Annotated in this window: 23 protein-coding genes; 12 read left to right on the top strand and 11 right to left on the bottom strand. The window is 61.8% G+C overall.

Annotation, left to right across the window (positions count from 1 at the left end; translation table 11 throughout):
• Window positions 1–415: 415 nt before the first annotated feature.
• The 4 genes from OX460_RS06455 (at window position 416) to OX460_RS06440 (ending at window position 2,842) form a co-directional block, all read left to right on the top strand.
• The gene (locus OX460_RS06455; RefSeq protein ID WP_251348942.1) at window positions 416–769 is read left to right on the top strand and encodes a hypothetical protein; all 354 of its coding nucleotides are present in this window, start codon (window positions 416–418) and stop codon (window positions 767–769) included.
• 360 nt (window positions 770–1,129) lie between these two features.
• Window positions 1,130–1,651, top strand: a complete 522-nt coding sequence (locus OX460_RS06450; protein WP_289898108.1) for a hypothetical protein — start codon at window positions 1,130–1,132, stop codon at window positions 1,649–1,651.
• A 20-nt stretch (window positions 1,652–1,671) separates the two neighbouring features.
• Window positions 1,672–2,076: a hypothetical protein gene (locus tag OX460_RS06445; protein ID WP_289898107.1), complete on the top strand. Its 405-nt coding sequence runs from the start codon at window positions 1,672–1,674 to the stop codon at window positions 2,074–2,076.
• Window positions 2,077–2,143: 67 nt separating this feature from the next.
• Complete coding sequence (locus tag OX460_RS06440; RefSeq protein WP_289898106.1) at window positions 2,144–2,842, top strand: amino acid racemase; 699 nt, start codon at window positions 2,144–2,146, stop codon at window positions 2,840–2,842.
• A gap of 113 nt (window positions 2,843–2,955) precedes the next feature.
• Here OX460_RS06440 and OX460_RS06435 read toward each other — a convergent pair whose 3' ends face one another.
• From OX460_RS06435 to OX460_RS06415, 5 genes are all read right to left on the bottom strand, one after another.
• Window positions 2,956–3,795, bottom strand: coding sequence for a DUF3037 domain-containing protein (locus OX460_RS06435; RefSeq protein WP_289898105.1), 840 nt, complete (start codon window positions 3,793–3,795; stop codon window positions 2,956–2,958).
• Window positions 3,792–4,532: a HipA family kinase gene (locus OX460_RS06430; RefSeq protein WP_289898104.1), complete on the bottom strand. Its 741-nt coding sequence runs from the start codon at window positions 4,530–4,532 to the stop codon at window positions 3,792–3,794. The genes OX460_RS06435 and OX460_RS06430 overlap by 4 nt, the downstream gene beginning before the upstream one ends.
• A gap of 166 nt (window positions 4,533–4,698) precedes the next feature.
• Window positions 4,699–5,916: an MFS transporter gene (locus tag OX460_RS06425; protein ID WP_083299622.1), complete on the bottom strand. Its 1,218-nt coding sequence runs from the start codon at window positions 5,914–5,916 to the stop codon at window positions 4,699–4,701.
• A gap of 294 nt (window positions 5,917–6,210) precedes the next feature.
• A complete protein-coding gene (locus tag OX460_RS06420; protein ID WP_099664170.1) occupies window positions 6,211–6,627 on the bottom strand; it encodes an SRPBCC family protein in 417 nt (138 codons plus the stop codon).
• 16 nt (window positions 6,628–6,643) lie between these two features.
• Window positions 6,644–7,660 (bottom strand): aldo/keto reductase, encoded by a 1,017-nt coding sequence (locus OX460_RS06415; RefSeq protein ID WP_289898103.1) that lies wholly within the window; start codon window positions 7,658–7,660, stop codon window positions 6,644–6,646.
• Between the two features lie 102 nt (window positions 7,661–7,762).
• Here OX460_RS06415 and OX460_RS06410 point away from each other — a divergent pair, with 102 nt between their 5' ends.
• Window positions 7,763–8,665 carry a LysR family transcriptional regulator gene (locus OX460_RS06410; protein ID WP_289898102.1) on the top strand — a complete coding sequence of 301 codons (903 nt, stop codon included), beginning with the start codon at window positions 7,763–7,765 and terminating at the stop codon, window positions 8,663–8,665.
• On the opposite strand, the gene OX460_RS06405 is transcribed toward OX460_RS06410, so the two are convergent.
• The 3 genes from OX460_RS06405 to OX460_RS06395 all read right to left on the bottom strand — a co-directional run bounded on the left by OX460_RS06405 (window position 8,662) and on the right by OX460_RS06395 (window position 10,253).
• Window positions 8,662–9,135, bottom strand: a complete 474-nt coding sequence (locus OX460_RS06405; RefSeq protein WP_289898101.1) for a DUF6328 family protein — start codon at window positions 9,133–9,135, stop codon at window positions 8,662–8,664. The two genes, OX460_RS06410 and OX460_RS06405, sit on opposite strands and share 4 nt — an antisense overlap.
• Window positions 9,136–9,223: 88 nt before the next feature.
• The gene (locus tag OX460_RS06400) at window positions 9,224–9,931 is read right to left on the bottom strand and encodes a hypothetical protein (protein WP_289898100.1); all 708 of its coding nucleotides are present in this window, start codon (window positions 9,929–9,931) and stop codon (window positions 9,224–9,226) included.
• Between the two features lie 109 nt (window positions 9,932–10,040).
• Window positions 10,041–10,253: a hypothetical protein gene (locus OX460_RS06395; RefSeq protein ID WP_034751103.1), complete on the bottom strand. Its 213-nt coding sequence runs from the start codon at window positions 10,251–10,253 to the stop codon at window positions 10,041–10,043.
• A gap of 176 nt (window positions 10,254–10,429) precedes the next feature.
• On the opposite strand from OX460_RS06395, the gene OX460_RS06390 reads away from it, so the two are divergent.
• Window positions 10,430–10,933 carry a YidB family protein gene (locus tag OX460_RS06390; protein WP_354669817.1) on the top strand — a complete coding sequence of 168 codons (504 nt, stop codon included), beginning with the start codon at window positions 10,430–10,432 and terminating at the stop codon, window positions 10,931–10,933.
• 178 nt (window positions 10,934–11,111) lie between these two features.
• On the opposite strand, the gene OX460_RS06385 is transcribed toward OX460_RS06390, so the two are convergent.
• On the bottom strand, window positions 11,112–12,149 hold the full coding sequence (locus tag OX460_RS06385; protein ID WP_251348933.1) for a LacI family DNA-binding transcriptional regulator: 1,038 nt from the start codon (window positions 12,147–12,149) through the stop codon (window positions 11,112–11,114).
• A gap of 239 nt (window positions 12,150–12,388) precedes the next feature.
• Entirely contained in the window at window positions 12,389–14,491 is a 2,103-nt protein-coding gene (locus OX460_RS06380; protein WP_289898098.1) for an Ig-like domain-containing protein, read from the bottom strand.
• A 179-nt stretch (window positions 14,492–14,670) separates the two neighbouring features.
• Here OX460_RS06380 and OX460_RS06375 point away from each other — a divergent pair, with 179 nt between their 5' ends.
• The 5 genes from OX460_RS06375 to OX460_RS06355 all read left to right on the top strand — a co-directional run bounded on the left by OX460_RS06375 (window position 14,671) and on the right by OX460_RS06355 (window position 19,250).
• Window positions 14,671–15,921 (top strand): Hsp70 family protein, encoded by a 1,251-nt coding sequence (locus OX460_RS06375; protein ID WP_034781446.1) that lies wholly within the window; start codon window positions 14,671–14,673, stop codon window positions 15,919–15,921.
• Window positions 15,922–16,040: 119 nt separating this feature from the next.
• Window positions 16,041–16,670: a 3'-5' exonuclease gene (locus tag OX460_RS06370; RefSeq protein WP_171985014.1), complete on the top strand. Its 630-nt coding sequence runs from the start codon at window positions 16,041–16,043 to the stop codon at window positions 16,668–16,670.
• Window positions 16,671–16,845: 175 nt separating this feature from the next.
• On the top strand, window positions 16,846–18,243 hold the full coding sequence (locus tag OX460_RS06365) for an SEL1-like repeat protein (RefSeq protein ID WP_289898097.1): 1,398 nt from the start codon (window positions 16,846–16,848) through the stop codon (window positions 18,241–18,243).
• 90 nt (window positions 18,244–18,333) lie between these two features.
• On the top strand, window positions 18,334–18,810 hold the full coding sequence (locus OX460_RS06360) for a DUF4262 domain-containing protein (RefSeq protein ID WP_289898096.1): 477 nt from the start codon (window positions 18,334–18,336) through the stop codon (window positions 18,808–18,810).
• The gene (locus tag OX460_RS06355; RefSeq protein ID WP_289898095.1) at window positions 18,807–19,250 is read left to right on the top strand and encodes a DUF6386 family protein; all 444 of its coding nucleotides are present in this window, start codon (window positions 18,807–18,809) and stop codon (window positions 19,248–19,250) included. Before OX460_RS06360 ends, OX460_RS06355 begins: the two co-directional genes overlap by 4 nt.
• Before the next feature lie 44 nt (window positions 19,251–19,294).
• On the opposite strand, the gene OX460_RS06350 is transcribed toward OX460_RS06355, so the two are convergent.
• Window positions 19,295–21,082, bottom strand: a complete 1,788-nt coding sequence (locus OX460_RS06350) for a GGDEF domain-containing protein (protein ID WP_289898418.1) — start codon at window positions 21,080–21,082, stop codon at window positions 19,295–19,297.
• Between the two features lie 413 nt (window positions 21,083–21,495).
• Between OX460_RS06350 and OX460_RS06345 the strand changes: the two genes are divergently transcribed.
• The gene (locus tag OX460_RS06345; RefSeq protein ID WP_289898094.1) at window positions 21,496–23,691 is read left to right on the top strand and encodes a prolyl oligopeptidase family serine peptidase; all 2,196 of its coding nucleotides are present in this window, start codon (window positions 21,496–21,498) and stop codon (window positions 23,689–23,691) included.
• Window positions 23,692–23,694 lie beyond the last annotated feature (3 nt).

Below are 23,694 nucleotides of genomic sequence, written 5' to 3'. Positions count from 1 at the left end.
ACACGGAATTTCAATGTTATAAATAAAAGAAATTTCATTTAAAAATTAAATGTTATTAATGGATAGATTCTAAATATTATTAAAAATAATTTGACTTGCGAAAATAAACGAAATATCCTCACTTCGTGGTTGCGGTAATGAGGGTCAAAAAACATCATTGGTCATCAGGCGTATTATCTTATCGATAGATTTGGTGATTTATTGATATATTTTGTGTATTTTTAATTGATACATTTCGCGTATTTTTATGCACCAGTGATGGAATCCGATTACGCCGCGAGCGCTGCCGGAAACCTGAATGGGTCTTCATTATTTCATCGCACAAAGGATAGTTGTAATGTTTAATTCCATTCCAAATAGGGGTAAAATCATGGCAACAATTAATGTACTGGTAGCGGTCAATGTTGGTCAGGCAGTGGCACAAAAAAATCTGAGCAAGTACGTCTTCATGGTCGATACGACCGGCTACTCGGGCAATGGCAACGAAGGCGGCAATGAACTGGTGACAACGTGCAAGAACGGCGACACCATCGTCTGGAACGTGAGCTCGCTGGACCCGGCCGAACAAGTTTCCATCCACAACTTCGATGGCACCGCCATCACCAGCGGCATGATCAATCCGGCGCCTTACCCGCAATATGACAGCACCGTATGGGGTGGCCGCGTCAATGCCAAAGGCAGCAATGTGCAATATACGATAACCTTGTTGTTGGCGGGCAATACTCTGCTGACCTTCGATCCATTCATCGTGGCGTCGAATCCGCAATAATCGGGCAAGGGCCATGTTCGGCATGCCGCGTGCATGGCCTGTTTTGATGTTTCTTTAAATGAATACTTTCCAGATAAACCTGGATTTTCCATTTTTGTGAATCGTTTTTTTCCTGTCCCGAATAAATTCCCCGCTATGCGGCAGTGTAATTAATCGCTCCTCCCTCTCTTTTCTATCGAAGCGTTCCCATTCCTCCCGCTCATTATCCGGCACGGGCTTTCCACTGTCCGTCGTATAATATGCCAGCCATACTCTTCGTTCTGCGTGCCGGGCACCGTTCGCCGTTTATGGCAATTGGCCGGGCCGGAGTTGAATCATTATGTGCATTGACGTCCATTTATGCGCACGGGAAAAATAACAATGGAACAATTGACGGAACTTGAGCTGGAATGCTTTCAGCTGCGCCATGGCGATGGCCGGGCGGACCGCTGCGTGGACTGGGCTGTGGAGCGTTTGCGCCTCGACCAGGAAGGCGACGACCTGGAAGTCGTGCTGCTGGCCAGCGCCCGGGGCCGCGACGAGGTGCTGCCGCTGGCCGAGATGATCATCGCGCGCTACCGGGGAACGCAGCGCCTCGGTGAACAATTCCTGGCCGGCAAATACATCGTCGAACTGCGCGCCGCCTACCTGGCGGGCCGGGAAAGCGCGGCGTCGCTCGACGCCATCTTTACCCGCCTGTACCCGGCGCTCGATTATCCCGACTGGCTGGTCATGCTGAGCCGCAATTGCGAGTATGCGACGGATGTAGCCGATTTCGAGCAGCCATTCGAGGATGAATTCCGCTATATCGCCAGCCTGTGGGCGCAGGCGGATAGCCTGGCCGCGTTCGAGCGCGAATACAGCCGCGAGGCATCCAGCCAACATGATGCGGCAGGCGTTTGATTGTGCCAAATGGCTGCAATATGAAAAAAATCGATATTTTTGTCTGTTCCGACGCCGAGATGCGCGCATGTGCCAGCTGGCAGGATGCCTTCGACTCCTTTCCCGTCACGGGCATTGCCTTGCCCGGCGAACTGGATTTTGCGTCGCTGGGGCAATTGCTGACCCACTCGGCAGCGCCTGCCATCAGGCCCGTGTCTATCCCGGGGCGTGAGCTTTACGTGTTTGCGCATGCCATGGGGCAGGCTATCGAGCGGCTGACGGCCGACGACTTGGCCGATATCGCGGTGGCATGGGCGCAGACGGCGCCATGGGCCGGGCTGGATGTCAATCCCTTCGATCTGGCCGGATTTCTGATGGAGTTGCAATCGACCTGGCATCAATCCGCCACGCCGGACAAGGCGCTGTTTGCGTGGATCGACGCCTAAGGTCGGCATGCGCGTGGCGGGCGGCCGCTATCGTATAATTTTCGCAATTCTTTTCGCTGGGAATAATGTGCAAAACAAGACTATCGGTTTACTCGGCGGCATCGGCTGGGCTTCGACCCTCGAGTACTACCGGCTTCTCAATGAAATGCTGGTGGCGCGCATCGGGCCAGCGCACAGCGCGCGCATCATGCTGGTCAGCATGGACCAGGCCGATTTCGTCGCGCACGCAGCACAGCCCGATTCCCATGCCATTGAGCAATTCCTTGTCGGGGAAGGGCAGCGCCTGCGAGACATGGGCGCGGACTTCTTCCTGCTGTGCGCGAATGGCGCGCACCGTTTCGCGCCGGCCGTCGTGCCGCGCATCGGCTTGCCTTTTATCAGTATCGTCGAGGAAACGGCAAAGCGGGTGCAGCAGTCGGGCATACGCAAGGTGGGTTTGCTTGGCGTCAAGCAGACGATGGCGGGCCGCTTTTATCACGATGCGCTGGAGCAGCGCGGCATTGCCACGGTGACACCCGATGCGGCCGACCAGGACATCCTGCACGACCTGATCTATACGGAACTGGTGCAGAATATCTTTACCGACGCCAGCCGGAAAATTTTCCTCGCCATCATCGAAAAACTGCGGCGGCAAGGCGTGCAGGGCGTGATTTTGGGATGTACGGAGATACCGCTGCTGATCCAGCTGGGCGATGTGGACTTGCCGCTATTTAATACCACGGCCATTCATTGCGAGGCGGCGGTGGCGTTTGCCATTGCGGAGTAGCGATACCTGTCAACGTCCTCTGCGCGATATGGGTAGCGATCTGGGTCATTCACGGACATTTTGAGCGGTACGGCCACTTTCAAGATCGCCACTATTATGATCAGGCGCTAAAGTCAGCTTCTGTCAGTCGCGAACTTGAGTATTTGACGTTCATCGTCTGCGGCCACGACCTGTACATTTTCAGCCAGCAAATCTTGCCGAATCTCTTGGAATGCATGGTAAGGCTTGGTGTTGGCTGCCGGTTGAGTGACGGGGAACAAGACCTTTGGTGGTAGTGCATTGCGTTTGCGTAGGCGCCGGACTTTGTCAACCCATTGACCACCATGCGTAAGGATCTTGGTGCTGTCGCCTTGGGCAAGGTACAGCGGTTTGATCACTCGCTCAGCTTTGCCTTCAACCATGTCGACAAAGGGAAAGTTTACGGCGAAGTCTTCCGTACCAACCTTTTCACGTTGATATCGCGCTCCGATTTGCGCATTGAGGAGGAGTTTGCGAACATTGTTTTCCAATAAACGCTCTTGGTATTCCTTGGTTACAAAGTTGCGTTCGACATAATGATCAAAGAGCTGCAGAAGTTTGGCCTTTGGATCCTCCGCCAAGACGACTCGTTGATCGGCAAACTGCAGCATCGCTTCTCGTGGGCGTACCACTTCAGCAAACAGATTTCTTGCGAGCACTATATCTGGCTGTGTTTTTCGTCCATCTAGTGCCAGCCGACGAAGCTCGAGAGCGAAGCGATCCATCTCTTCTTTAAAGAGTTGGCGGCCATCCAGATAAATTTGACGGTCAAGCTGATGAAAGAATTGCGTGATACGGCCATACCGCTTCAGTATGCGGAAGCCAAAGAAGCGCGCTTCGGGTGCGATCAGCGCAATACCGACGTTGGCGAACTCTCCGGTTTCGACAAACGGGCGAAATCGCAAAAGAGCATATTGGCAGGCGAACTTTTTCATGGGGTATTCCAAAAATCTTCTCGGCGGCACCGTTGCAGGCATGCTTCGATTTCATCCCATGTCACATTTGCTGGGACTCCCTCGTCAACATACCACCAAGAGTCGGGTATGTTAGCACGGATATTCGCCAATTTTGGCAAAATTGCCTCCAGTTTCCTTGCGTAGTGTTCGCGTTGAAAATGGTCGCTAAAAATGTCATTCCACCTGCTCGCAAACACATGCGTTTTCAGGAAGTTGCTCGAATCAAAGTATCGATCAAAGGCTTGGTTATGGTCGATCACGACCAACTCTGAACTCTGCATGTCCCAAAGCAAGTTAGGATTGCCGCCACGTGCGGTTAAATGACGATCTTCGTTATGCAACCACCAGTCGAAAACCAACACATCGCTTGCCAGTTGATCCGGCACAAGGTCTCGTGTGATCGCTGTCAGCTCTTGTGGATGTGGAAGCTCCTTCGATGCAAAGACTATCCCGCTACCGAGTTGACTGATATCTGGAAATGCATTTGCCTCGATGAGTTCCTCAGCCACTTCGGCCAATGCATATTCCGCGATGGGAAGGCCAAATTCGGTGGCCAGTTGCGCCGAGACCCACTCACAAATCTGGCTACGCCGACCAGCCCCTTTGCCTTTGATAAAGTAAATCGCTCCATCGTCGCCTCGGCAAATAAAAGGCTCGGTTATGCCTTGCTGCGCTCGCCCGAGAACCTCGTCAATGAAGATGGTCGCGGTATTCACAGAGGACAGCTTTCAGATGTGTATCTGGCGATGATTGCTTTGTTCATGGCTTGCACATTCATCATGTAAAGAAATCGGATGCGCAGGAATTGCGAGATCCGATCTTTATTCATGATATAGGAAATGATAACTATCCTGAGAAAATTATCCTACCAATGCGCAAGCATCAAGCCGGCTGCGCGCCGCTCACATTCCGGCTGCGGTTTTCCACCAGCACGGAAATACCGAGCACGACGATGCCGCCGCAGGCCAGCATGGCGCCCACCCAGCCCGTCGAGCGCAAACCCATGCCCATGGCGATGGCGATGCCGCCGGCCCAGGCGCCCAGGGCGTTGGCGATGTTGAAGGCGGAATGGTTGAGGGCGGCGGCCACGGTTTGCGCGTCGCCGGCCACGTCCATCAAGCGCGTCTGTACTGCCGGGGCGACGGCGATGCCGGCGCCGATGGCGAACAGGTTGATCGCCGTCAACCAGACATTGCTGCTGGTATAAGTAAAGGCGGCCAGCGCGGCCACGTTCCACAGCAGCACGCCGAAGATGGTCCACAGGCGCGAGCGGTCGGCCAGCCAGCCGCCGATCAGATTACCCACCGTCATGCCGATACCGATGATGGCCAGCAAGATGGAAATGACGAGCGGCGACACTTTCGTCACTTCCAGCAGGGTTGGCGTAATAAACGTGTAGACGGCGAACATGCCGCCGAAGCCGATCGCCACCATCAGCAGGGTCAGCCACACTTGCAGGCGGCGGAACACGCCCAGTTCGCGGCGCGGGCTGGAATCGCCGGCGGCCACCATGGGCACGAAGATGCGCACCATCAGCATGGTCAATAAGCCCAGCGCGGCGACCAGCAGGAAGGCCGAGCGCCAGCCCAGGGTCTGGCCGATGTAGGTTGCCAGCGGCACGCCGAAGATATTCGCCACGGTCAAGCCCATCAGGACGCGGGCCACGGCCTGGCCGCGCCGGTCCGGTTCGGCCAGCGCGGCCGCCACCAGCGCCGCCACGCCAAAGTAGGCGCCGTGCGGGATGCCGGCCACGAAGCGGGCCACCACCAGCAAGCCATAATTTGGGGCGATGGCGCTGAGCAAGTTGCCGCCAGCGAACATCAGCATCAGACAGATCAGCATCAGGCGGCGCGGCATGCGCGCCAGGAAGATGGTGATCAGGGGCGCGCCGATGACCACGCCCAGCGCGTAGGCGCTGATCATGTGGCTCATCTGCGGCAAGGTCGTGCCCAGGTCGTCGGCCACCACGGGCAGGATGCTCATGGAGGCGAACTCGCCCGTGCCGATGGCGAGGCCGCCGATGGCCAGGGCCAGGTCGGCGTATCCAGCGCCAAAAGGCGCGGTGACGCGCGGAATCAGGGGATCTACGGAGGCGTGCATGTTCTTGTTAGTTGGGTAAAGAATGACAGGGCGGAGGGGCGCGCAGTGGCCCAGCCGGAGGTGGCAATGCGCCACCAGAGTCGACGGATGGCCGGTATTTCCGGGCTAGAAGAGCTGCCCAAAGACAACATTGTAAGAGATTCGGGCAAGCTCTGCAGGGCGCCGGCTAAAATCTGCTGCACTGCACACAACAGCGTTTGCTCTTGTTGTTAACGATAACACGGAATTGGCGCGATTCCGCCACAGGGAGAGCGAAGAAAGCCTGGCTGTGGCGGAAATGGTCTTCCTTGCGTATTACTTCGCTAACGATTGCTGCAGCGCTTCCAGTCCCGCCACATAAATGCCGTGGAACAGGTCCGTCACTTCCTGCTCGCTCACGCCCACGGGCGTGAAGCGGCCCGACCAGGTGACCCGCGCGCCATCGCTGCCGGCAAGTGGTTCCACTTTCAGGGTCGACAGGTAATCGGCGGCGGGAAACGGCGCCTGCAGGATGGAATAGCTGTAGCTGCGCGCCGTGTTGTCGTACGCTTCCAGCTGCTCGACGATGACGTCGCCGGCCGGGTTGGCCAGGTGGCGGATGCGGCCCCCTGCGCTCAAGGTGCTGCTGGGAATATAGGGCAGCCAGTCGGGCAGGGCATTGAAGCCGCCGATCAGTTGCCATACTTGCGCCGGCGTGGCGGCGATGTCGATCGAGGTGGTGGTGTGTGCCATATGCTTTCCTTATCTATCAGTTGGCGCCGGTTGGCAGCGGGGCGAATGGCGACACGAGTTGTTCGGCGCGCATGTCGTGCCAGAAGGCGGCGGGGATGACGGCGTGTAACGCTTGCTGGTCTTCGGCCAGGCGTTCCGGACGGCTGGCGCCGGGAATCACGGCAGCCACGGCCGGATTGGCCAAGGAAAATTGCAGGGCGGCAGCCTTGACGCTGACGCCGTGGCGCGCGGCAATCGCCTTGATGCGTTCTACTTTGGCAATGATTTCGGGCGAAGCCTTCTGGTATTCGAAGTGGGCGCCGCCGGCCAGGATGCCTGAACTGTAGGGGCCGCCCACGACGATGTCGACGTTCTGTTTTGCCGCGGCCGGCATCAGGCGCTGCAGCGCACGTTCATGGTCGAGCAGGGTGTAGCGGCCGGCCAGCAAGAAGGCGTCCGGCTGGGCTTCGGCCAGGTCCAGGGTCAGTTCCAGCGGTTCCACCTTGTTCACGCCCACGCCCCAGGCCTTGATGACGCCTTCTTCGCGCAAGCGGGTCAGCACGCGGAAGGCGCCCGTGCGGGCAATCTCGAATTGCGCCAGCCAGTTGTCGCCGTGGAAATCCTGGGCGATGTCGTGCACCCAGACGATATCGAGGCGGTCCGTATCCAGGCGTTTCAAACTGTCTTCGATCGAACGCAGGGTGGCGTCGGCCGAGTAGTCATCGACGATCTTGTTCTTGCGGCCAAATTCGAACAATCCCCCTTTTTCGCCCAGTTCGCGGGCGGCGGGGTCTTCCAGTTCGTCGAGGATCAGCCGGCCGACCTTGGTGCTCAGCACGTAATCGTCGCGGCGGCGCTGCTTCAGGGCGGCGCCCAGGCGCAGCTCGGCCAGGCCGGCGCCGTAGAACGGGGCCGTGTCGAAGTAGCGGATGCCCGATTCCCAGGCCGCATCGACGGTCGCCAGCGCTTCCTGTTCCGGAATGTTGCGGAACATATTGCCCAGCGGCGCCGTGCCGAAACCCAGTTTGCCTGTCAGTAAGTGTTTGATTGTCATGCTGTTTTCCTTCAATGAGTGAGTCAGTGCAGACAGAATAGCTGGACAAGTTAAGCCTGTCCAAGACATAATTGGCGCAACTTGAGTCCTGAAAGGTCTGACATGCTGGACATACGCCAATTGCAATACTTCATCGCCGTCGCCGAGGAAGAACACGTGGGACGGGCCGCCGAGCGCCTGCATATTTCCCAGTCGCCGCTGAGCCGGCAGATCGCCCAGCTCGAAGACCGGCTGGGCCTGACCCTGTTCGAGCGCAGCGCCCAGCGCATCCGCCTGACGCGCGACGGCCACACCTTCCTGGCCGAAGCGCGCGCGTTCATTACCCACGGGAACCGCCTGGAAGCGCTGGCGAAACGCCTGGGGCGCGGCGACGAGGGCGGCCTGTGCATAGGCTACATCGAAAACGCCATGCATGCGGGCGTCTTGCCGGAGGGGCTGCGCGCCTTGCGCGCCACGCGGCCGCAAGTGCACGTGGCCCTGTACAACCTGCATTCGGCCGAGCAGATCGAGGGCTTGCGCCAGCGCAGCCTCGATATCGCGCTGCTGTGCGAGCCGCCGCTGCCGAACGACGCGGACCTCGATTGCGCGCAAGTGCTGAGCGACCCCATGCTGCTGGCCTTGCCCGCGACGCATCCGCTGGCGGCCAAGGCCCAGCTGACCCCGGACGACCTGGCGGGCCAGGAGTGGATCGCCGTGCTGCACAAGGAAAGCGTGCTGAAACACGATAACTTCATCGCCGCCTGCGCGCGCGCCGGTTTTACGCCCGAAATCCGCATGGAAGCAACAGAGCCGCTGACGGCGCTGGGCCTGGTGGCGGCCGGACTGGGCATGGCCATGATCCAGCACAGCCTGCGCCAGCACGCACCGGCCGGCGTCGTCGTGAGGGAATTGCCGTGGTTCAGCTACCGCACGCCCCTGTGGCTGGCCTGGCACAAGGTCAATTTGCGCCCGCTGGTGGGCATCTTCCGGGAAACCTTGCTGCAGCAGGCGGGCGTGGCCGCTTAAATCTTTCTGCCGTGCTTCAAGTGCAAGGGCAGCCACCACCACATGCAGACGATGAGCGTGCCCATCAGCACGCAGGCGACGATGCCTGCGACGTGGCCGAACACTTCCGACATCACCAGATTGGTGCCGAGGATGAACGCCAGCGCCAGGGAAAAGGCGCCGCACATCATGATGCGGTCGGCCACGCGCTTGAAGCGCTCGCGGTCTTGCAGGGGGCGCATCACGCGGTGCTGGATGGCTGGCGCGCTGAGCAGCACCAGGCTGGTCATGGACAGGAAAAACGTCAGCAGGAAGACGATTTTTTCCGCCTGCACGATCTTCGCGAAGCCGCCGTTGAAGGGCAGGATGATGAGGAAGGCCGTCAGCATCTGCGCGCCCGGCAAGAGGATGCGCAATTCGCTGAGCAGGTCGGACAAGTCGCCTTCCTCGCCTGGCTGATTATTGTCGTCATGTGGCGGGGTGTGCGGCATGGCGCTATTCCTGTTGGTGGCGATGGGGCCAGTCTACGCACAGGCGGCCAGGCCGACTGTGGGCGGGCGCACCTTCGGACGCATTGCGTCAGAACCAGTGCGGGTAGCGTTGGCGCAGCCGCCACAAGGGCGTCGAGACGATGGCCGTGGGACTGTGCGAGGCGTCGTGGCCGCAATGGCCGCAACTGTGGCGCCGGTGCGGCGCCAGGGCGAAGTCGCCCAGGTCCAGGTGCGGGTGGCCGCAGCGGGCGCAGTCGCTGCAGCCCGGTGGCGCGCCAGCCTGCAAGGCGGCGGCGAACGCCTGCGCGGCGGGCGGCGTGATATTCAGTTGCACTATGTCGGGAGGAAACAGGCCGGGCAGGGCGCGGCAGTCGATGGTCAGGGCTGGCAGGTCGCGGCTGAACAGGGCGCTGCCGTCATTGGCCCGGGCGCGCAGTTGCAGCAGGCCATCATTGCCCAGGCGCAGGGTGCTGGCGTGGAATTGCGTGGGGTCGAACAATTCCGGATACAGCACATAGCCCATGGGGCTGGCGTGCTGGCGGCACTGCATGGGCTGCGCGGACGGGCAGGCGGCCAGGTCGGCTTGCGTGCCCCAGTAGCACTGGTGCGTGCGGCACCATTGGCGTGCCGCGCCATTGCGAAATTTTCCAGCGGGCAGCAGATCGCACACGATGATGGCGTCCAGTCCCGCGCCGGCCCGAAAGTGGCCCGTGATGTGGGACGTGGTGACGGCAAGACGGCCCGTGCTCGCGTGCAGGGGCCAGCAGATGCCGGGCAGGGTCAGCGGCGTGGCCAATGGCGCCTCCGCGCGGCTATCGGCTTGCCAGCCGCCCGCTGGCCGGAAGCAAAAAACCCGCCGGTTGGGGCGGGCTGTGCTGACGGGGATGCCTGAGGCATGGCCCGGTCTATTCTTCCGTATCGGCCAGGGTGACGATGGCGCGCGCCCACTTCGAGTATTTCAGGTTTGCCAGGTCGCGCACGGTCTTGATATTGAATGCCTGCTTGAGCAGCTCCGCATCCTTCTCGCTCACGCCTTGCAGCGCATCGACAGGTGCATCAGCGATTTCCTTGAACGTCTTTTTTTCGTAAGCCTTGTCTACCGCTTTATTGATGTTCATGTGTTGATACTCCTCAGTAAGTGGGAAAATTAATTCTACACGTTTTTGTGAACCGTCAATTTACGCTTGCAAGTTGTGCCGAACTAAATATGATGGAGGTGGGCGCCTCGACAGTGAGGCCGTCTGTGCGTTCGCCTTGAGATTGTAATTATGTCACTGTTATTATTCATAGTATAATGATTTCCATGGCGGAGAATGGTCTGCGCCATGCCGGACACCGCGGTCACGCGGCACCAATCGATAGCGTTCAGGAGAATACGATGAGTTTGCTAGATCAACTTGCAGGACAGGCGATGAGCGCTTTGGGCAATAAAAGTGCTGACGGGGAAGCCCCATCGGGATTGATGGCCAGCGTGATGGACCTGGTCAACCAGCATGGCGGCTTGCCCGGCCTGCTGCAGAAATTCCAGGAAAGCGGCCTGGGCGACCAGGTGGCCAGCTGGATCGGCACGGGCGCCAATACACCCGTCTCCGGCGAACAGATCAAGGATGCGCTGGGCAGCGACACGATCACCCAGATCGCTGAAAAAGCGGGCGTCGCCCCGGACGCGGCCTCGGGCGGCCTGGCCGCCTTGCTGCCCCAGCTGATCGACAAGCTGACCCCGGACGGTCAGGTGCCGGAAGGCAATGACCTCGTCAGCCAGGGCTTGAATATGCTTAAGGGCAAGATCTTCGGTTGATTCCCTGGTCTTGCAAGTGAAAAACCTCGCAGCGATGCGAGGTTTTTTTATGTGCAAGGTTTCTGGGGGATCAGAGTTAACGTCGGAAAAACGCCTGTGGCTAGGCGCCGCCCCGAAGACAGTACGCGAGTACGGCGAGGGACAAGAGTAACCCCGGCAACAACGCCACGGGCGTTTTTCAGGCGGCGGCCATTATTCCCAGGCGCTGCGCCATATACGCCGGTTCGCTGGTCAGCCGCGCCGTACTCCCTTCCACCAGATACGAGCAATACCGTCTCCGCTCGGCGCTGCCGCCGCGCCGTTCCATCAGCTCGCCCAGCATGGCGACGGCATCGGCGGCCATCTTTTGCACGGGCTGGCGCAGGGTGGTGATGTCGTAGCTGAGCCAGCCGGACGCTTCCAGCGCGTCGAAGCCGGCCACCGACATTTGCAGCGGCACCTGGATGCCCATCTGGTGGCGCGCCGTGTCCAGGCAGCCGATGGCCATGATGTCGTTGCCGCAAATGACGGCGTCCGGCACGCGGCCCAGGCGGTCGATGACCTTGCGCAAGCCCCGTCCGCCGCTGGCGTAATCGTAGTTGCCGCTGACGACGATGGGCGCGGGCAAGCCCAGGGTCAGCAAGCGATCCAGCATGCCGGCCTTGCGTTCCTGCGCGACGGCCGAATCGCCGGGGCCGTCGATGATGGCGAACTGGCGGTGGCCCGCTTCGGCCAGGCGCGAGACGAGCAGGCGCGCCGCTTCGCCCTGGTCGCACAGCACGGCATGCACGGCGTGTTCGCGCGGGCTGCGGTTGAACAGCACCAGGGGCACGTCGCGCCGGCCGAATTCGGCCATCTGCTCGTCCGACAGGCAGGCGGCCACGACGGCGCCGTCGACCTGGTATTGCCACACATCGCTGAGGACCTTGCCGATATCCGCTTCGCGCTCCAGGGTAAACAATAACAGGCGCTTGCCCTGGCGGGCGATGTGCTGGCTCAGGTCGGACAATACTTGCGGATAGTACAGATTGGCCAGGTTGGAAATGATGACGGCCACCAGGTTCGAGCGGCGCGTGATCAGGCTGCGCGCGGCCGCGTTGGGGATGTAGTCGAGGCTGATGGCCGCCTGCATGACCTTGGCGTGGGTGGCTTGCGAGATGCTGGCACCGGGCTTGAAGCAGCGCGACACGGCCGATTGCGACACGCCGGCCAGCAAGGCCACGTCATACGAGGTCACGCGCCGTCCGGCGCCGGGTATGGCGCGGCTGGCGGTGCTGGGTGTCCGGGCTACAGTATTCTTTTTTCGCATATTGGTCTGGCAAGCAACCTGTCTCAAAGTATTCCTGCAGGCCCGGCCGCTTGTGGCGGCCTGGGCGGGCAGAATGAGCATAGCGTAAAAGATTGCCGCATGGCAAGACTGTTTTCTTGTTCATGTTGCAAAAAATATGACTGAATGGCAAGTGGTATGCTTGCTCCTCAATCGGCGCTGTCGCAGGGCCCGCTGCCATAGGGGCTGAGGCGTCCCGGCGGGTCCACGCGGCGCGCGCTGAAATCGCTGGCCAGCGTGGGTAATGGCCATTCCGCCGTGGCGCTCGCTTCCGTGCCGCTGACGGTGCCGCGCACGGTCAGGGCCACGTGCACCCAGGAACCATAGTTGCGCGGATAGCTGACGGTGACGGTGGCCATGCCCAGCGCGTCGCTCAGGCCGCTGGCGCTGACGGTTAGGGGAATGCCCGGGTCGAGGACGCCATTGCCGTTGCGGTCGTAGGCGGCGTCAAAGATGCCGTTGCGCAAGACATCCTCATTGGCGCAGCTGTAGAGGGGCAGGGCCAGGCGCCAGACGCCCGTGTCGGGGAACTCGGGCTTGTCCGCCTGCCACACGTAAGATCCCTTGGCATAGCGGCTGGGCCAGGCGGCGGCCGTGATGGCGACGCCCTGCACGGCATTGCCGGCGCTGTCGGACACGAACACGGCAAAGTCCTTCTGCAGCACGCTGGGTGAATATTCGCGCAGCAGGCTGCCCGTGCCCAGCTTGATCGACAGCGCTTGCCGCGCCACCGTCAGGCGCACGAGGGCCGTGGCCGCCGCTTGCGGCGCGCCTTCGATGCGGGCCTGGATCAGCACGCCGTCGCGGCCGCTGTCGGCCGGCCCCGCCACATACACGGCGCGCGCCAGGCCGTCGCTGCCCGTTAGCACCCGGCCAGCCTGCCGTAAATAGCCGCCGCTGGGGTCGCTCAAGATGGAAAACAGCACGGGCGCGTTCTTGACCAGGTTGTTGGCCGCGCCATCGCGCACCACGGCGCTGATGGTGCTGATACTTGTGCTGACGTTGTCGGCCGATGCCGCCGAAGTGGTCGTATTCGCGCGCAGCACTGCCGGGTCCGCTTGCACGGCCAGCTTGCTGGCGCCGCTCAGGGGCGCGACGAATTCCAGCCGCGTCTGCGCCGTGGGGCCGCCCGCCACGGCGGCCGTGAGGGTGGCTACGCCCGCGTTGGCCGATTGCACATAGCTGCGCGGCAAGTTGCCATTGTTGAAAATCAAGCTGGCAGGCAAGGCCTGGCTGCAGGCGCTGTCGCTGAACAGGCTGCCGCGCGAGGTCGACAGGCTGGCGCTGCCCGCTTGCGGCACGCCCGCCTTGTCATAGCGCGCGTCGATGGGCTGGCACGCCAGGGTCGCCACTTCCTGCAGCACGTCCGCGCCGCTGGCGTCCTGGCCCACGGCCGGACTCAGGCGCAGGTCGCTGCCGGCCACGGCATACGCTTGCGTGGCGGCGGCGCCCAGCGCGCTGACGGACACGGCATCCTTGCCCAGGCTGCCTGCGGTCAGGCGCAGCACCAGCTGGCCTTGCGCATTGCTGAGCGCCGCGCCCCCATCCTTGACGCGCACGCCGTTGCCCGTGCCCGTGCTGTAGGCGATGGCGGCGCCGGCCACGGGTTTGCGCGCCGAGTCGCGCACGGTGACGGTGAGGTCGGCGCCCTGGCCCAGCATCAGGGCGGCCGGCCCCAGCACTTCCACGCTGCTGCCCGTCACGGCCACCGTGCCCTTGCCGCTGCGCGCGCCGACAGTCGCCGTCACGGTGATGCTGCGGTTGCTGTTGGCGCCGCCCGTGCCCAGCAGGGCGCGCGCCTGGCCGTTCTTGTCCGTCACGGCGTCGACGCTGCCGAGGATTCCGGAATCGGCGGCAAAGGAAATCTTTGCGTTTGGCAAGGCTAGGTTGGCGCCATCCTTGACGAGGGCGGTGACGGACACTTCGCTGCCGGCCAATCCCGCCGAGGCCAGTTCCGTGCTGGAAAACACCAGGTTGACGGCGCTGGCCAGGCTGGCCGGCTCGGGCGGCGTGACGGGAGGAATCACGGGGGGCGTCACGGGCGGGGTGACCGGCGGCTTCACGGGCGGCACGGTGGGCGGCGGACTGCCGCCGCAGCCTGCCGTGCTGTGCAGCGAGCAGCCGGCGCCGGCCTGGGTATCGGCGGAACCGCCGCCGCAGCCGGCCAGGGAAACGAGGAAGGCCGCCAGCAAGGTAGCAGGCAGCAAAGCGGCGGGCAGGTGGCGCGGGTGGCGCAGGCGGGCGAGGGGCACGATGGGTCTCCGGGAGCTGGCCGAGTTGCTCGGCATTCATTTCCCAAGAGTAGCTTTTGCGCGCGGCCGCTACTTGATGCAAAGCAAGCTTATGCTGTTGACCCCGTCGAACGGGTTTTGCTGGTGCAATGGCCTGCCTTCTGATAACATAACGCCCCTTTATTCAGGGAAGGGTCGACATGGCCAATGCTTGCGGCGTCGATTTCGGCACGTCAAATTCCACGGTAGGCTGGGCACGTCCCGGGCAGAGCACCATGCTCGGCCTGGAAGATGGCAAGACGACCTTACCGTCCGTCGTCTTCTTCAATGCGGAAGACGAGGAAGTCAGTTTTGGCCGCGCGGCGCTGGCCGGCTATCTGGCCGGTTACGAGGGGCGCTTGATGCGCTCGCTGAAAAGCTTGCTGGGTACCAGTCTCATCGATGGCCAGACGGAAGTGGGTGGCCGCGCCTTGCCATTTCGCATGCTGCTGGCGCAATTCATTGGCGAAGTGAAACGCCGCGCCGAGCAGTCCGCCGGCCGCGAATTCTCGTCCGCCGTGTTCGGCCGTCCCGTCTTCTTCATCGACGACAACGCGCAAGCCGACCAGCTGGCGCAGGACACGCTGGCCGAAGTGGCCCGCTCCGTCGGTTTCAAGGACGTCGCGTTCCAGTTCGAGCCGATTGCCGCCGCGTTCGACTACGAGTCGCAAATCGACAAGGAAGAACTGGTACTGATCGCCGACATCGGCGGTGGTACGTCCGACTTTTCGCTGGTGCGCCTGTCGCCGGAACGGGCGAAGAAAACCGAGCGGCGCGACGACATCCTCGCCACCGGCGGCGTGCACATCGGCGGCACGGATTTCGATAAATACCTGAGCCTGTCTTCCGTCATGCCTCTGCTGGGCTATGGCAGCCGCCTGCATAACAATAGCGAAGTGCCGTCCAGCTATTATTTCAACCTGGCGACCTGGCACACGATCAACCTGGCCTACACGAAGAAGATCTGGGTGCAGCTGGCCGACGTGTGCCGCGATGCGCGTGAGCAAGACAAGATGGGGCGCCTGCAAAAGCTGATCGACGAGCGCGCCGGCCACTGGCTGGCCATGAAAGTGGAAGAAGGCAAGATTGCCCTGTCCGACGCAGCCGAAGTGCAGCTGGAACTGGACCGCCTGTCGCCCGCGCAAAGTCTGTTGCTCAAACGCACGCAGTTCGACGAGGCCATCGGCCACCTGTGCGGTTCCGTGGAAGAAACCGTGCTGCGTCTGCTGCGCGACGCGGGCGTGGCGCCGGAAGCCGTCGACACCGTGTTCTTCACGGGCGGTTCGAGCGGCGTGCGCTTGCTGCGCGAAAAGATCGCAGCCCTGGTGCCGGCCGCGCGCAAGGTCGAGGGTGATCTGTTCGGCAGTATCGGTGCGGGACTCGCGCTGGACGCCGTGCGTAAATTTGGTTGATAAAATGTGCATGGCGGCGTTGCCGCGTCTTGCCGTACTGGTGTACTGTCTGCGACGCGGCGCCTTGCCCTGCGCATTTTATCGATACCCCCACTGTTGCACCCACGAAAGAACGCCCCATGAATGTGTTTGACAAACCGATCGTCATGATCGACTTCGAGACGACCGGTTTATCTCCCGACATGGGCGACCGCATCACGGAAGTGGCGGCGCTGCGCATCGAGGGCGGGCAGATCACGGACCGCTATGTGACCCTGATCAACTGCAATGCGCGCATCCCCTCGTTCATCACGGGCTTGACGGGCATCACGCAGGCGATGGTGGACAAGGCGCCGCCCGTGGCCGAGGTGGTGCCGCAGTTGCTGGACTTCATCGGCAGCGATGCCTTGTCGGCGCACAATGCCAGCTTCGATGAAAAATTCCTGCGCGCGGAAAGCGCCAGGCTGAACCTGACACCGGCGCACCAGTCGCTCGTGTGTTCATTGAAACTGTCGCGCCGCGTGTTTCCCGGCATGGCCAGCTACAAGCTGGGCTTGCTGTCCAGCCAGCTGGGCATCGCCTTCAAGAGCGCCGCCCACAGGGCCGAGTCCGATGCGGAAGTGGCGGCACAAGTGCTGATCCACATCGGCCGCCATTTGCGCAGCAGCTATGGCATCGCCGACGTCGACGCGGATTTGCTCGTGTCGCTGAACAAGCTGGCCGCCGCCAAGGTGCCGCAATTCCTGCAAAAACACCCATCACGCCGCTGAGCGCCATGCCTGCCTAAGCGGGCTCATCAAAACGATATAATTTTGTTATTTCGTTTGAGCCTGCTCAAGTCCTTCCCCCGCATCGAATTTAAAATTTAAGCAACACATGATTTCGCCGCCCTGGGCCGCCGTTTTGCGCGTGCTGCCAGCAAGCGCAATGTGGATGGGGGCGCACATGGACAAGCACCATACTGCCAGAGATAGCCACGAGGCGTATATCTGGTTCCGCACGGCTGCCGAGCAGGGCAATGCCTACGCCCAGTTCAACCTGGGCTTGATGTACAAGAAGGGCGAAGGCGTGGCGCAGGACGATGCGCGCGCCTTTGTCTGGCTACGGCTGGCCGCGCTGCAAGGGCTGGCGTTCGCGCAAAACCACCTGGGCGCCTTGTATTACCACGGCCGCGGCGTGGCGCAGAGCGACGAGGACGCCGTGCTGTGGTTTCGCCGCGCGGCCGCGCAGGGCGATGCGTCGGCCCAGCAAAACCTGGGACAGATGTACCGCAAGGGACGGGGAGTGCTGCAGAGCGATGAACTGGCCCTGGCATGGTTTTACCGCGCCTCCGAACAGGGCGTGGCCAGCGCGCAATCCTTGCTGGGCGAAGCCTATGCGCAAGGCCTGGGCGCGAAAAAGAACGATGCGCTGGCCCTGGCCTGGTTCCGCAAGGCAGCCTTGCAGGGCGATGCGCAGGCACAGCTGAACCTGGGGCTCGTCTACAAGCGGGGCCAGGGCGTGGCGCAAAGCGACACGCAGGCGCTGGCCTGGTTCCGCCAGGCCGCTGCCCAAGGCCTGGCCGTGGCGCAGCGGCAACTTGGCGTGGCGTATGCGGAAGGCCTGGGCGTGGCGCCCGATCAGCTGCGCGCCTACGCCTGGCTGCAGCGGGCGGCCGAGCAGGATGACGCCGACGCCCAGTTCAACCTGGGCCTGATGCTGGCGCGGGGGCAGGGCGTGGACAAGGACGAGGCGCGCGCCGTCGTCTGGTACCGGCGTGCCGCCCTGCAAGGTCACTGCATGGCGCAATACAATCTGGGCGGCATGTTTGCAGGCGGGCGGGGCGTCGCGCGCGACCTGCGCCAGGCGCTGGACTGGTATGCCAGGGCGGCGGCCCAGGGCGCGTCGAATGCGCAGTTCAACCTGGGCGTGATGTATGCGAATGGCCAGGGCGTGGAGCGCGACGAGGTGTGCGCCGTGCGCTGGTACCGCACGGCGGCCGAGCAGGGCGATGCCAGCGCGCAAAACAACCTGGGCGTCATGTATGCGAGCGGCCACGGCGTGCCGCAAGACGATGGCCTGGCCGTGCAATGGTATGCGCGCGCGGCCGGCCAGGGCCATGCGCTGGCGCAGTACAACCTGGGCGGCATGTACAACAGCGGGCGCGGCGTGGAGAAGGATCCCGTTTGCGGCTATATGTGGCTGGCGCTGGCGGCCGAGGGCGGCGATAGCGGAGCGGCCAGGGCGCGGGAAGCGGCGGCCGCCAGGCTGGAGCCGGCACAGCTGCAAGAGGCGCAGCAGCGCATGCGGCAATGGCACCAGGTGCGTTCCCCGCCGCGGTCGCCACGGCCACCGCGCGACTGAAGCGTGGGCGCGGACGCGGGCTGCGTGCGATAATTGCCGGCAGGAATGTCGCGAAGGCGGCGTGGTTTTTGGCACAGTGAAAGGCGGAACATGGTAAGGCAGGCAGGCGAGGATGCATCCGAGCAAAAAGTCATCGACGACATCGCCACGCATGGCTGGCATGGCGTGCATATCAGTGCGGATGAAGAGGGCCCCGGCTACGCCTTCACGATAGGCGCTTGCCACAGCTTTGGCCAGCCTGAATTTCTCATCATGGGCTTGCCGCGGGCCATGGCCCACCAGATACTCGACGTGGCGCTGGACGCCGCGCGCAGCGGCGCCATCACGGATTTCACGGCCACCACGGACGTCTTGCTGGAGGGCCATCAGTGCGCCTTCGTGCGCGTGCCCGTCGAGCAATACCGCAACTATGTCGGCTATGCGCGCTGGTATTACCAGGGTGACGAGTTTACCGTGTACCAGATCGTCTGGCCGTCGCGCGATGGCCATTTTCCATGGCAGGCGCAAGCCAGTGCGCAGTACGTGGAAAGCCAGCCGCTGCTGGGACCGGCGCCGCTGGCGGCATGACGGCAGGCGCGTCCGTCAGCATTGTGACGGGCACGGCCACCCTGTGCGTGTTCGACCCGGCCCTCTTGCGCCACAAGCTGGAAGATGACTGCGACTGGTGGAGTATTCCCAGTGCGGAACTGGCGGCCGTGAACGCGGGGCAGGTAGCGTTTTTCAACGTCGGCGGCGACGGCGCGTATGACATCGCCTTGCACGCCGAACTTGCCGAGCCGCATGTGGTCGTGCATCTGGCCGTGGTCTCCGGCCGCGTCTTCATCGGCGCCGGGGAGGACGTCACCGGCGGCGGCCTGGAACCGGACACGGCATATGGCGGCCTGTTCGTCGACGTGCCCGCGGGCAGTTACCGCTTGCAGGCGCGCCGCGACGGGGCACGCATCAGCCTGGCATTCGTGCCCGATGCCCGCAGCAGCAATGCGTTTGGCGACCTCGTGCGTATTTGAGTGCGGCCAGCCTGCCGCCGTCCAGCTTTGACTAGTGCCTCTGGCTACGCATCCAGGCGCGCCGCGCCCGCGCCTTGCCGCCGGTCCAGGAACAGGCTGTTGCCGTGGATTTTCTTCGCCTGCTTCTTCGCTTCCGCCGCCTGCGTGGCAATCTGGTGGTGCGTGTAATACTGGTGCGCCTCGACCTTGATGACGCCCAGGGATAGGCTGATCAGGGAATAAAACACTTTCTTGCCTTGCCGGTCTTCGCTGATGTAGCCGCCCCGTTCGCAATCGCTGGTGCTGTAATAGGCGAGGATGGCGGCCGCGAAGTCGTCCAGCATGGCCTGGCAGCGCGCTTCCCAGTCTTCGCTCTGGAACAGGATCATGAAATCGTCGCCGCCGATGTGGCCGATGAAGTCGCGGTTCGGGTCGCAATGGCTGCTGAGGATTTCTCCCGTCAGCTGGATCACGTCGTCGCCCTTGCGGTAGCCGTACACGTCGTTGAACGGCTTGAAGTGGTCGAGGTCGCAATAGCAGACCCAGAAGCGGCTGCCGCTGTGCAGCAGGCGGTCGATATGCTCGTTGATGGGCACGTTGCCGGGCAGTTGCGTCAGCGGGTTGGCATAGCGGGCCGCGTTGATCTGCATCTGCGTGATTTCGCGCATCAGGTCGTGTCCCGTGCCCATGCCCAGGTAGCGGCCGTGTTCGGTAATGATGAAACCGTTGAACAGATGGTGGGCGCTCGATTGCACCATGGTGTAGCTGAGTTCCTGCAAGCTCGTCTCGTGGTCGGCGATCAGGGGCGTGGCATCCATGAACAGGCTGCATGATTTCTTGCCATACAGTTCGCGCTGGTAGGGACGGGCGAAGTGGTCGATCATCTCGAAGCGGCTGATCAGGCCCAGCGGCACGCCGTCATCGACGACGGGAATGATCATCAGTTTCGGGTCTTTCAGGAAAATATCGTACACCTCGTTATTGTTTTTCTCGGGCGAAACGGCCGCCACGCGGTGCAGCAGCTTGCGGATGCTGGCGCCGTTCTTTTCCAGGCTGCTGCGCTGCGGATATACGGCCACGCCGTTGCGTCCCAGCGCCTGCACCACTTCGGCCGGCAGGGCGCGCGCCGGCACCGCGTTGGGCCGGCCCAGGTGATAGCCTTGTCCGAACGCCACGCCCAGGTCGCGCAAGACGAGCAATTCCGTCTGCGCCTCGATGCCTTCGGCAATCACCAGGGTGCCCGATTTTTCTGCGATTTCCTGGATCGAGCGCACGAACTGCAGTTTCACAGGGTCATTATTGATGCCCTGGATGAAATGCATGTCGATTTTCACGTATTCCGGGCGCAGTTCCGACCACAGGCGCAGGCTGGAAAAGCCCTCGCCCAGGTCGTCGATGGCGATCTGGAAACCCATATTGCGGTAATGCAGCACCGCTTCGCGCATCAGCTCGTAGTCATACGTGGGCTGGTTTTCCGTCAGCTCGATGATGACGCGGTCCGGATTGATGCCGATATGCTCGATGTATTCCAGGGTCTCGCCATGGCGGGCATTGCGCAGCAACAGGCATTCGGGGCTGACATTGAGAAACAGCTTGCCCGGCAGCTGCAGTTCGGCGAAGCGTTCGAGCACCACTTGCCGGCACAGGTGTTCCACTTCCAGGGTCAGGTCATGTGCGCGCGCCACCTTGAACAGATTCATCGGCGCGTGCAGGGGGCTGTCGGACGGCCCCCGTATCAAGCCTTCGTAGCCGATGATGTCGCCGCTGTGCATGTGGATGATGGGCTGGAACAGCGCGCTGAGCTTGCGGCCCGCAATGATCTCGTGCAAGGCATCCGTCCCTTCGATGCTCATGGATACCGATGGCGGCTTCAGGTAAGCCACATTCGATGGCACCGCGCCGGGCGGCGCGGCGGTGGCGGGGGGGAGGGCGAGAGTGTGCATAGGCGGATGTGGCGGCACGGCCTCTGGACGGGCCATGAACATGTTGCCGATAGTAAAGAAGATTTATGACGGCTTGATGAAACGTATTAGCTTTTGACAATATTTCTTGCCTAACCGTCAGTTTGCCGATTCCCGCCAAAAACGCGATTTATCACGGTGATTCCCGTGAATTGTCCAAACAAAAGATGGTAAATCCACTGGATAACTGTGCTTTAAAAGTGGCAATCCGCGCTATGATTTCTCTTGGCGAAAGTCAACATGGGCAGCCGCGGCGCATGCAGGCGGCCTGCTTTCCTCGACATCCAACAATGAGACAACAACCCATGCAATTACGTAGTGCAACCCTCATATTCAGCTTGATGGCCGCCTTCGGTGGCAATGCCCTGGCGCAAAGCGCCGCGATGCCATCGTGCCCGGCCGGCGATGGCGCACCCGTGACGTATCCGGTCAGCAAAAAAGTCGACCAGCAAGACAGCTATTTCGGCACCACCATCGCCGATCCGTACCGCTGGCTGGAAGACGCCAACAGCGCCGAGACAGGCGAGTGGGTTGCGGCGCAAAACAAGCTGACGCAATCGTACCTGGGCACCATCCCGGAGCGCGCCGCGATCAAGCAGCGCCTGACCAAGCTGTGGAACTATGAGCGTTTCTCTACGCCAACGAAGCAGGGCGGCCGTTACTTCTACAGCCGCAACGACGGCTTGCAGAACCAGGCCGTGCTGTACACGGTGAAAAAACTGACGGACGAGCCGCGCCTGCTGCTGGACCCGAACACCCTGTCCACGGATGGTACGGTGGCGCTGGCCGGCACCTCGATCAGCCCGAACGGCAAGTACCTGGCGTATGCCACGTCCGCTTCCGGTTCCGACTGGAACGAGTGGAAGGTGCGCGACATCGAATCGGGCAAGGATTTGACGGACCACATCAAGTGGGCCAAGTTCTCCGGCGCTTCGTGGACCAAGGACAACACCGGTTTCTTCTACAGCCGCTATGACGCGCCGAACGAAGCCACCAAGCTGGCCGATATCAATTACTTCCAGAAATTGTATTTCCATAAGATCGGCACGCCGCAAAGCGACGACGTGCTCGTCTTCGACCGTCCCGACCAGAAGGAATGGGCGTTTGGCGGCAGCACCGTCAGCGACGACGGCAATTACCTGATCATCACGGCCACGCAAGGCACGGAACGCAAGAACCGCATTTTCTACAAGGACTTGCGCCAGAAGAACGCCAAGGTGGTGGGCTTGCTGGAAGCGTTCGACGCGTCGTACTCGTTCATCGACAATGACGGCCCCGTGTTCTTCTTCAAGACGGATAACAAGGCGCCGAAATCGCGCGTGATCGCCATCGACACGCGCAAGCCTGCGCCTGCCGACTGGAAGGAAATCGTGCCGCAAAGCGCGGAAACCCTCGTTGCCGTCAACCTGATCAACAACCAGTTGGTGCTCGATTACTTGAAAGATGCGCAAACGCAAATCAAGATCGTCGACCTGAACGGCAAGCTGGTGCGCGAAGTGGCCTTGCCGGGCATCGGTTCGGCCGGCGGCTTTGCCGGCAAGCGTGGCGACACGGAAACGTTCTACTCGTTTACCAGTTTCACGACGCCGGCGACCATCTACCGCTACGACATGAAATCGGGCAAGAGCAGCGTGTACCGCCAGCCGAAGGTCGATTTCGACCCGAACGCCTTTGAAACGCGCCAGCAATTCTTCACCAGCCGCGATGGCACCAAGGTGCCGATGTTCATCGTCTCGAAAAAAGGCATGAAGCTCGACGGTTCCAACCCGACTTATCTGTACGGCTATGGCGGCTTCAATATTTCGCTGACACCGAGCTTCTCCGTGGCAAATCTTGCCTGGGTGGAAATGGGCGGCGTCTACGTGATGGCCAACCTGCGCGGCGGCGGCGAATACGGCGAAGCCTGGCACCAGGCTGGCACCAAGCTGAACAAGCAAAACGTGTTCGACGACTTTATTGGCGCGGCGCAATGGCTGGTAGATAACAAGGTCACTTCGCCATCGAAGCTGGCGATCGGCGGCGGCAGCAATGGCGGCCTGCTGGTGGGCGCGGCCATGACGCAGCGTCCCGACCTGTTCGCCGCGGCGATTCCTCAGGTGGGCGTGCTCGACATGTTGCGCTTCCACAAGTTTACCGTGGGCTGGGGCTGGGTGCCTGACTACGGTTCGTCGGACGATGCCGAGCAATTCAAGGCGCTGGTGAAATACTCGCCGCTGCACAACCTGAAGGCGGGCGGTTGCTATCCAGCCACCATGATCACGACGGCCGACCACGACGACCGCGTCGTGCCTGCCCACAGCTTCAAGTTCGCCGCCGCGGCCCAGGCAGCGCAAGGCGGCGCGGCGCCCGTGCTGATCCGCATCGACAGCAAGGCCGGCCATGGCGCCGGCAAGCCGACGACCAAGCAGATCGAAGAAGTGGCCGACCGCTGGGGCTTCCTCAGCCGTTCGCTGAAGATGACGCCAGTAGTGGCGGAGCCGGCGAAAGTGGCGGCGCAGTAATCA

This window comes from Janthinobacterium sp. SUN033 (assembly GCF_030397595.1).
GTDB classification, from domain to species: Bacteria; Pseudomonadota; Gammaproteobacteria; order Burkholderiales; family Burkholderiaceae_D; genus Janthinobacterium; species Janthinobacterium kumbetense.
Note: the sequence above shows the minus strand (reverse complement) of the source record. Positions and strands in the feature narration are given on the sequence as shown.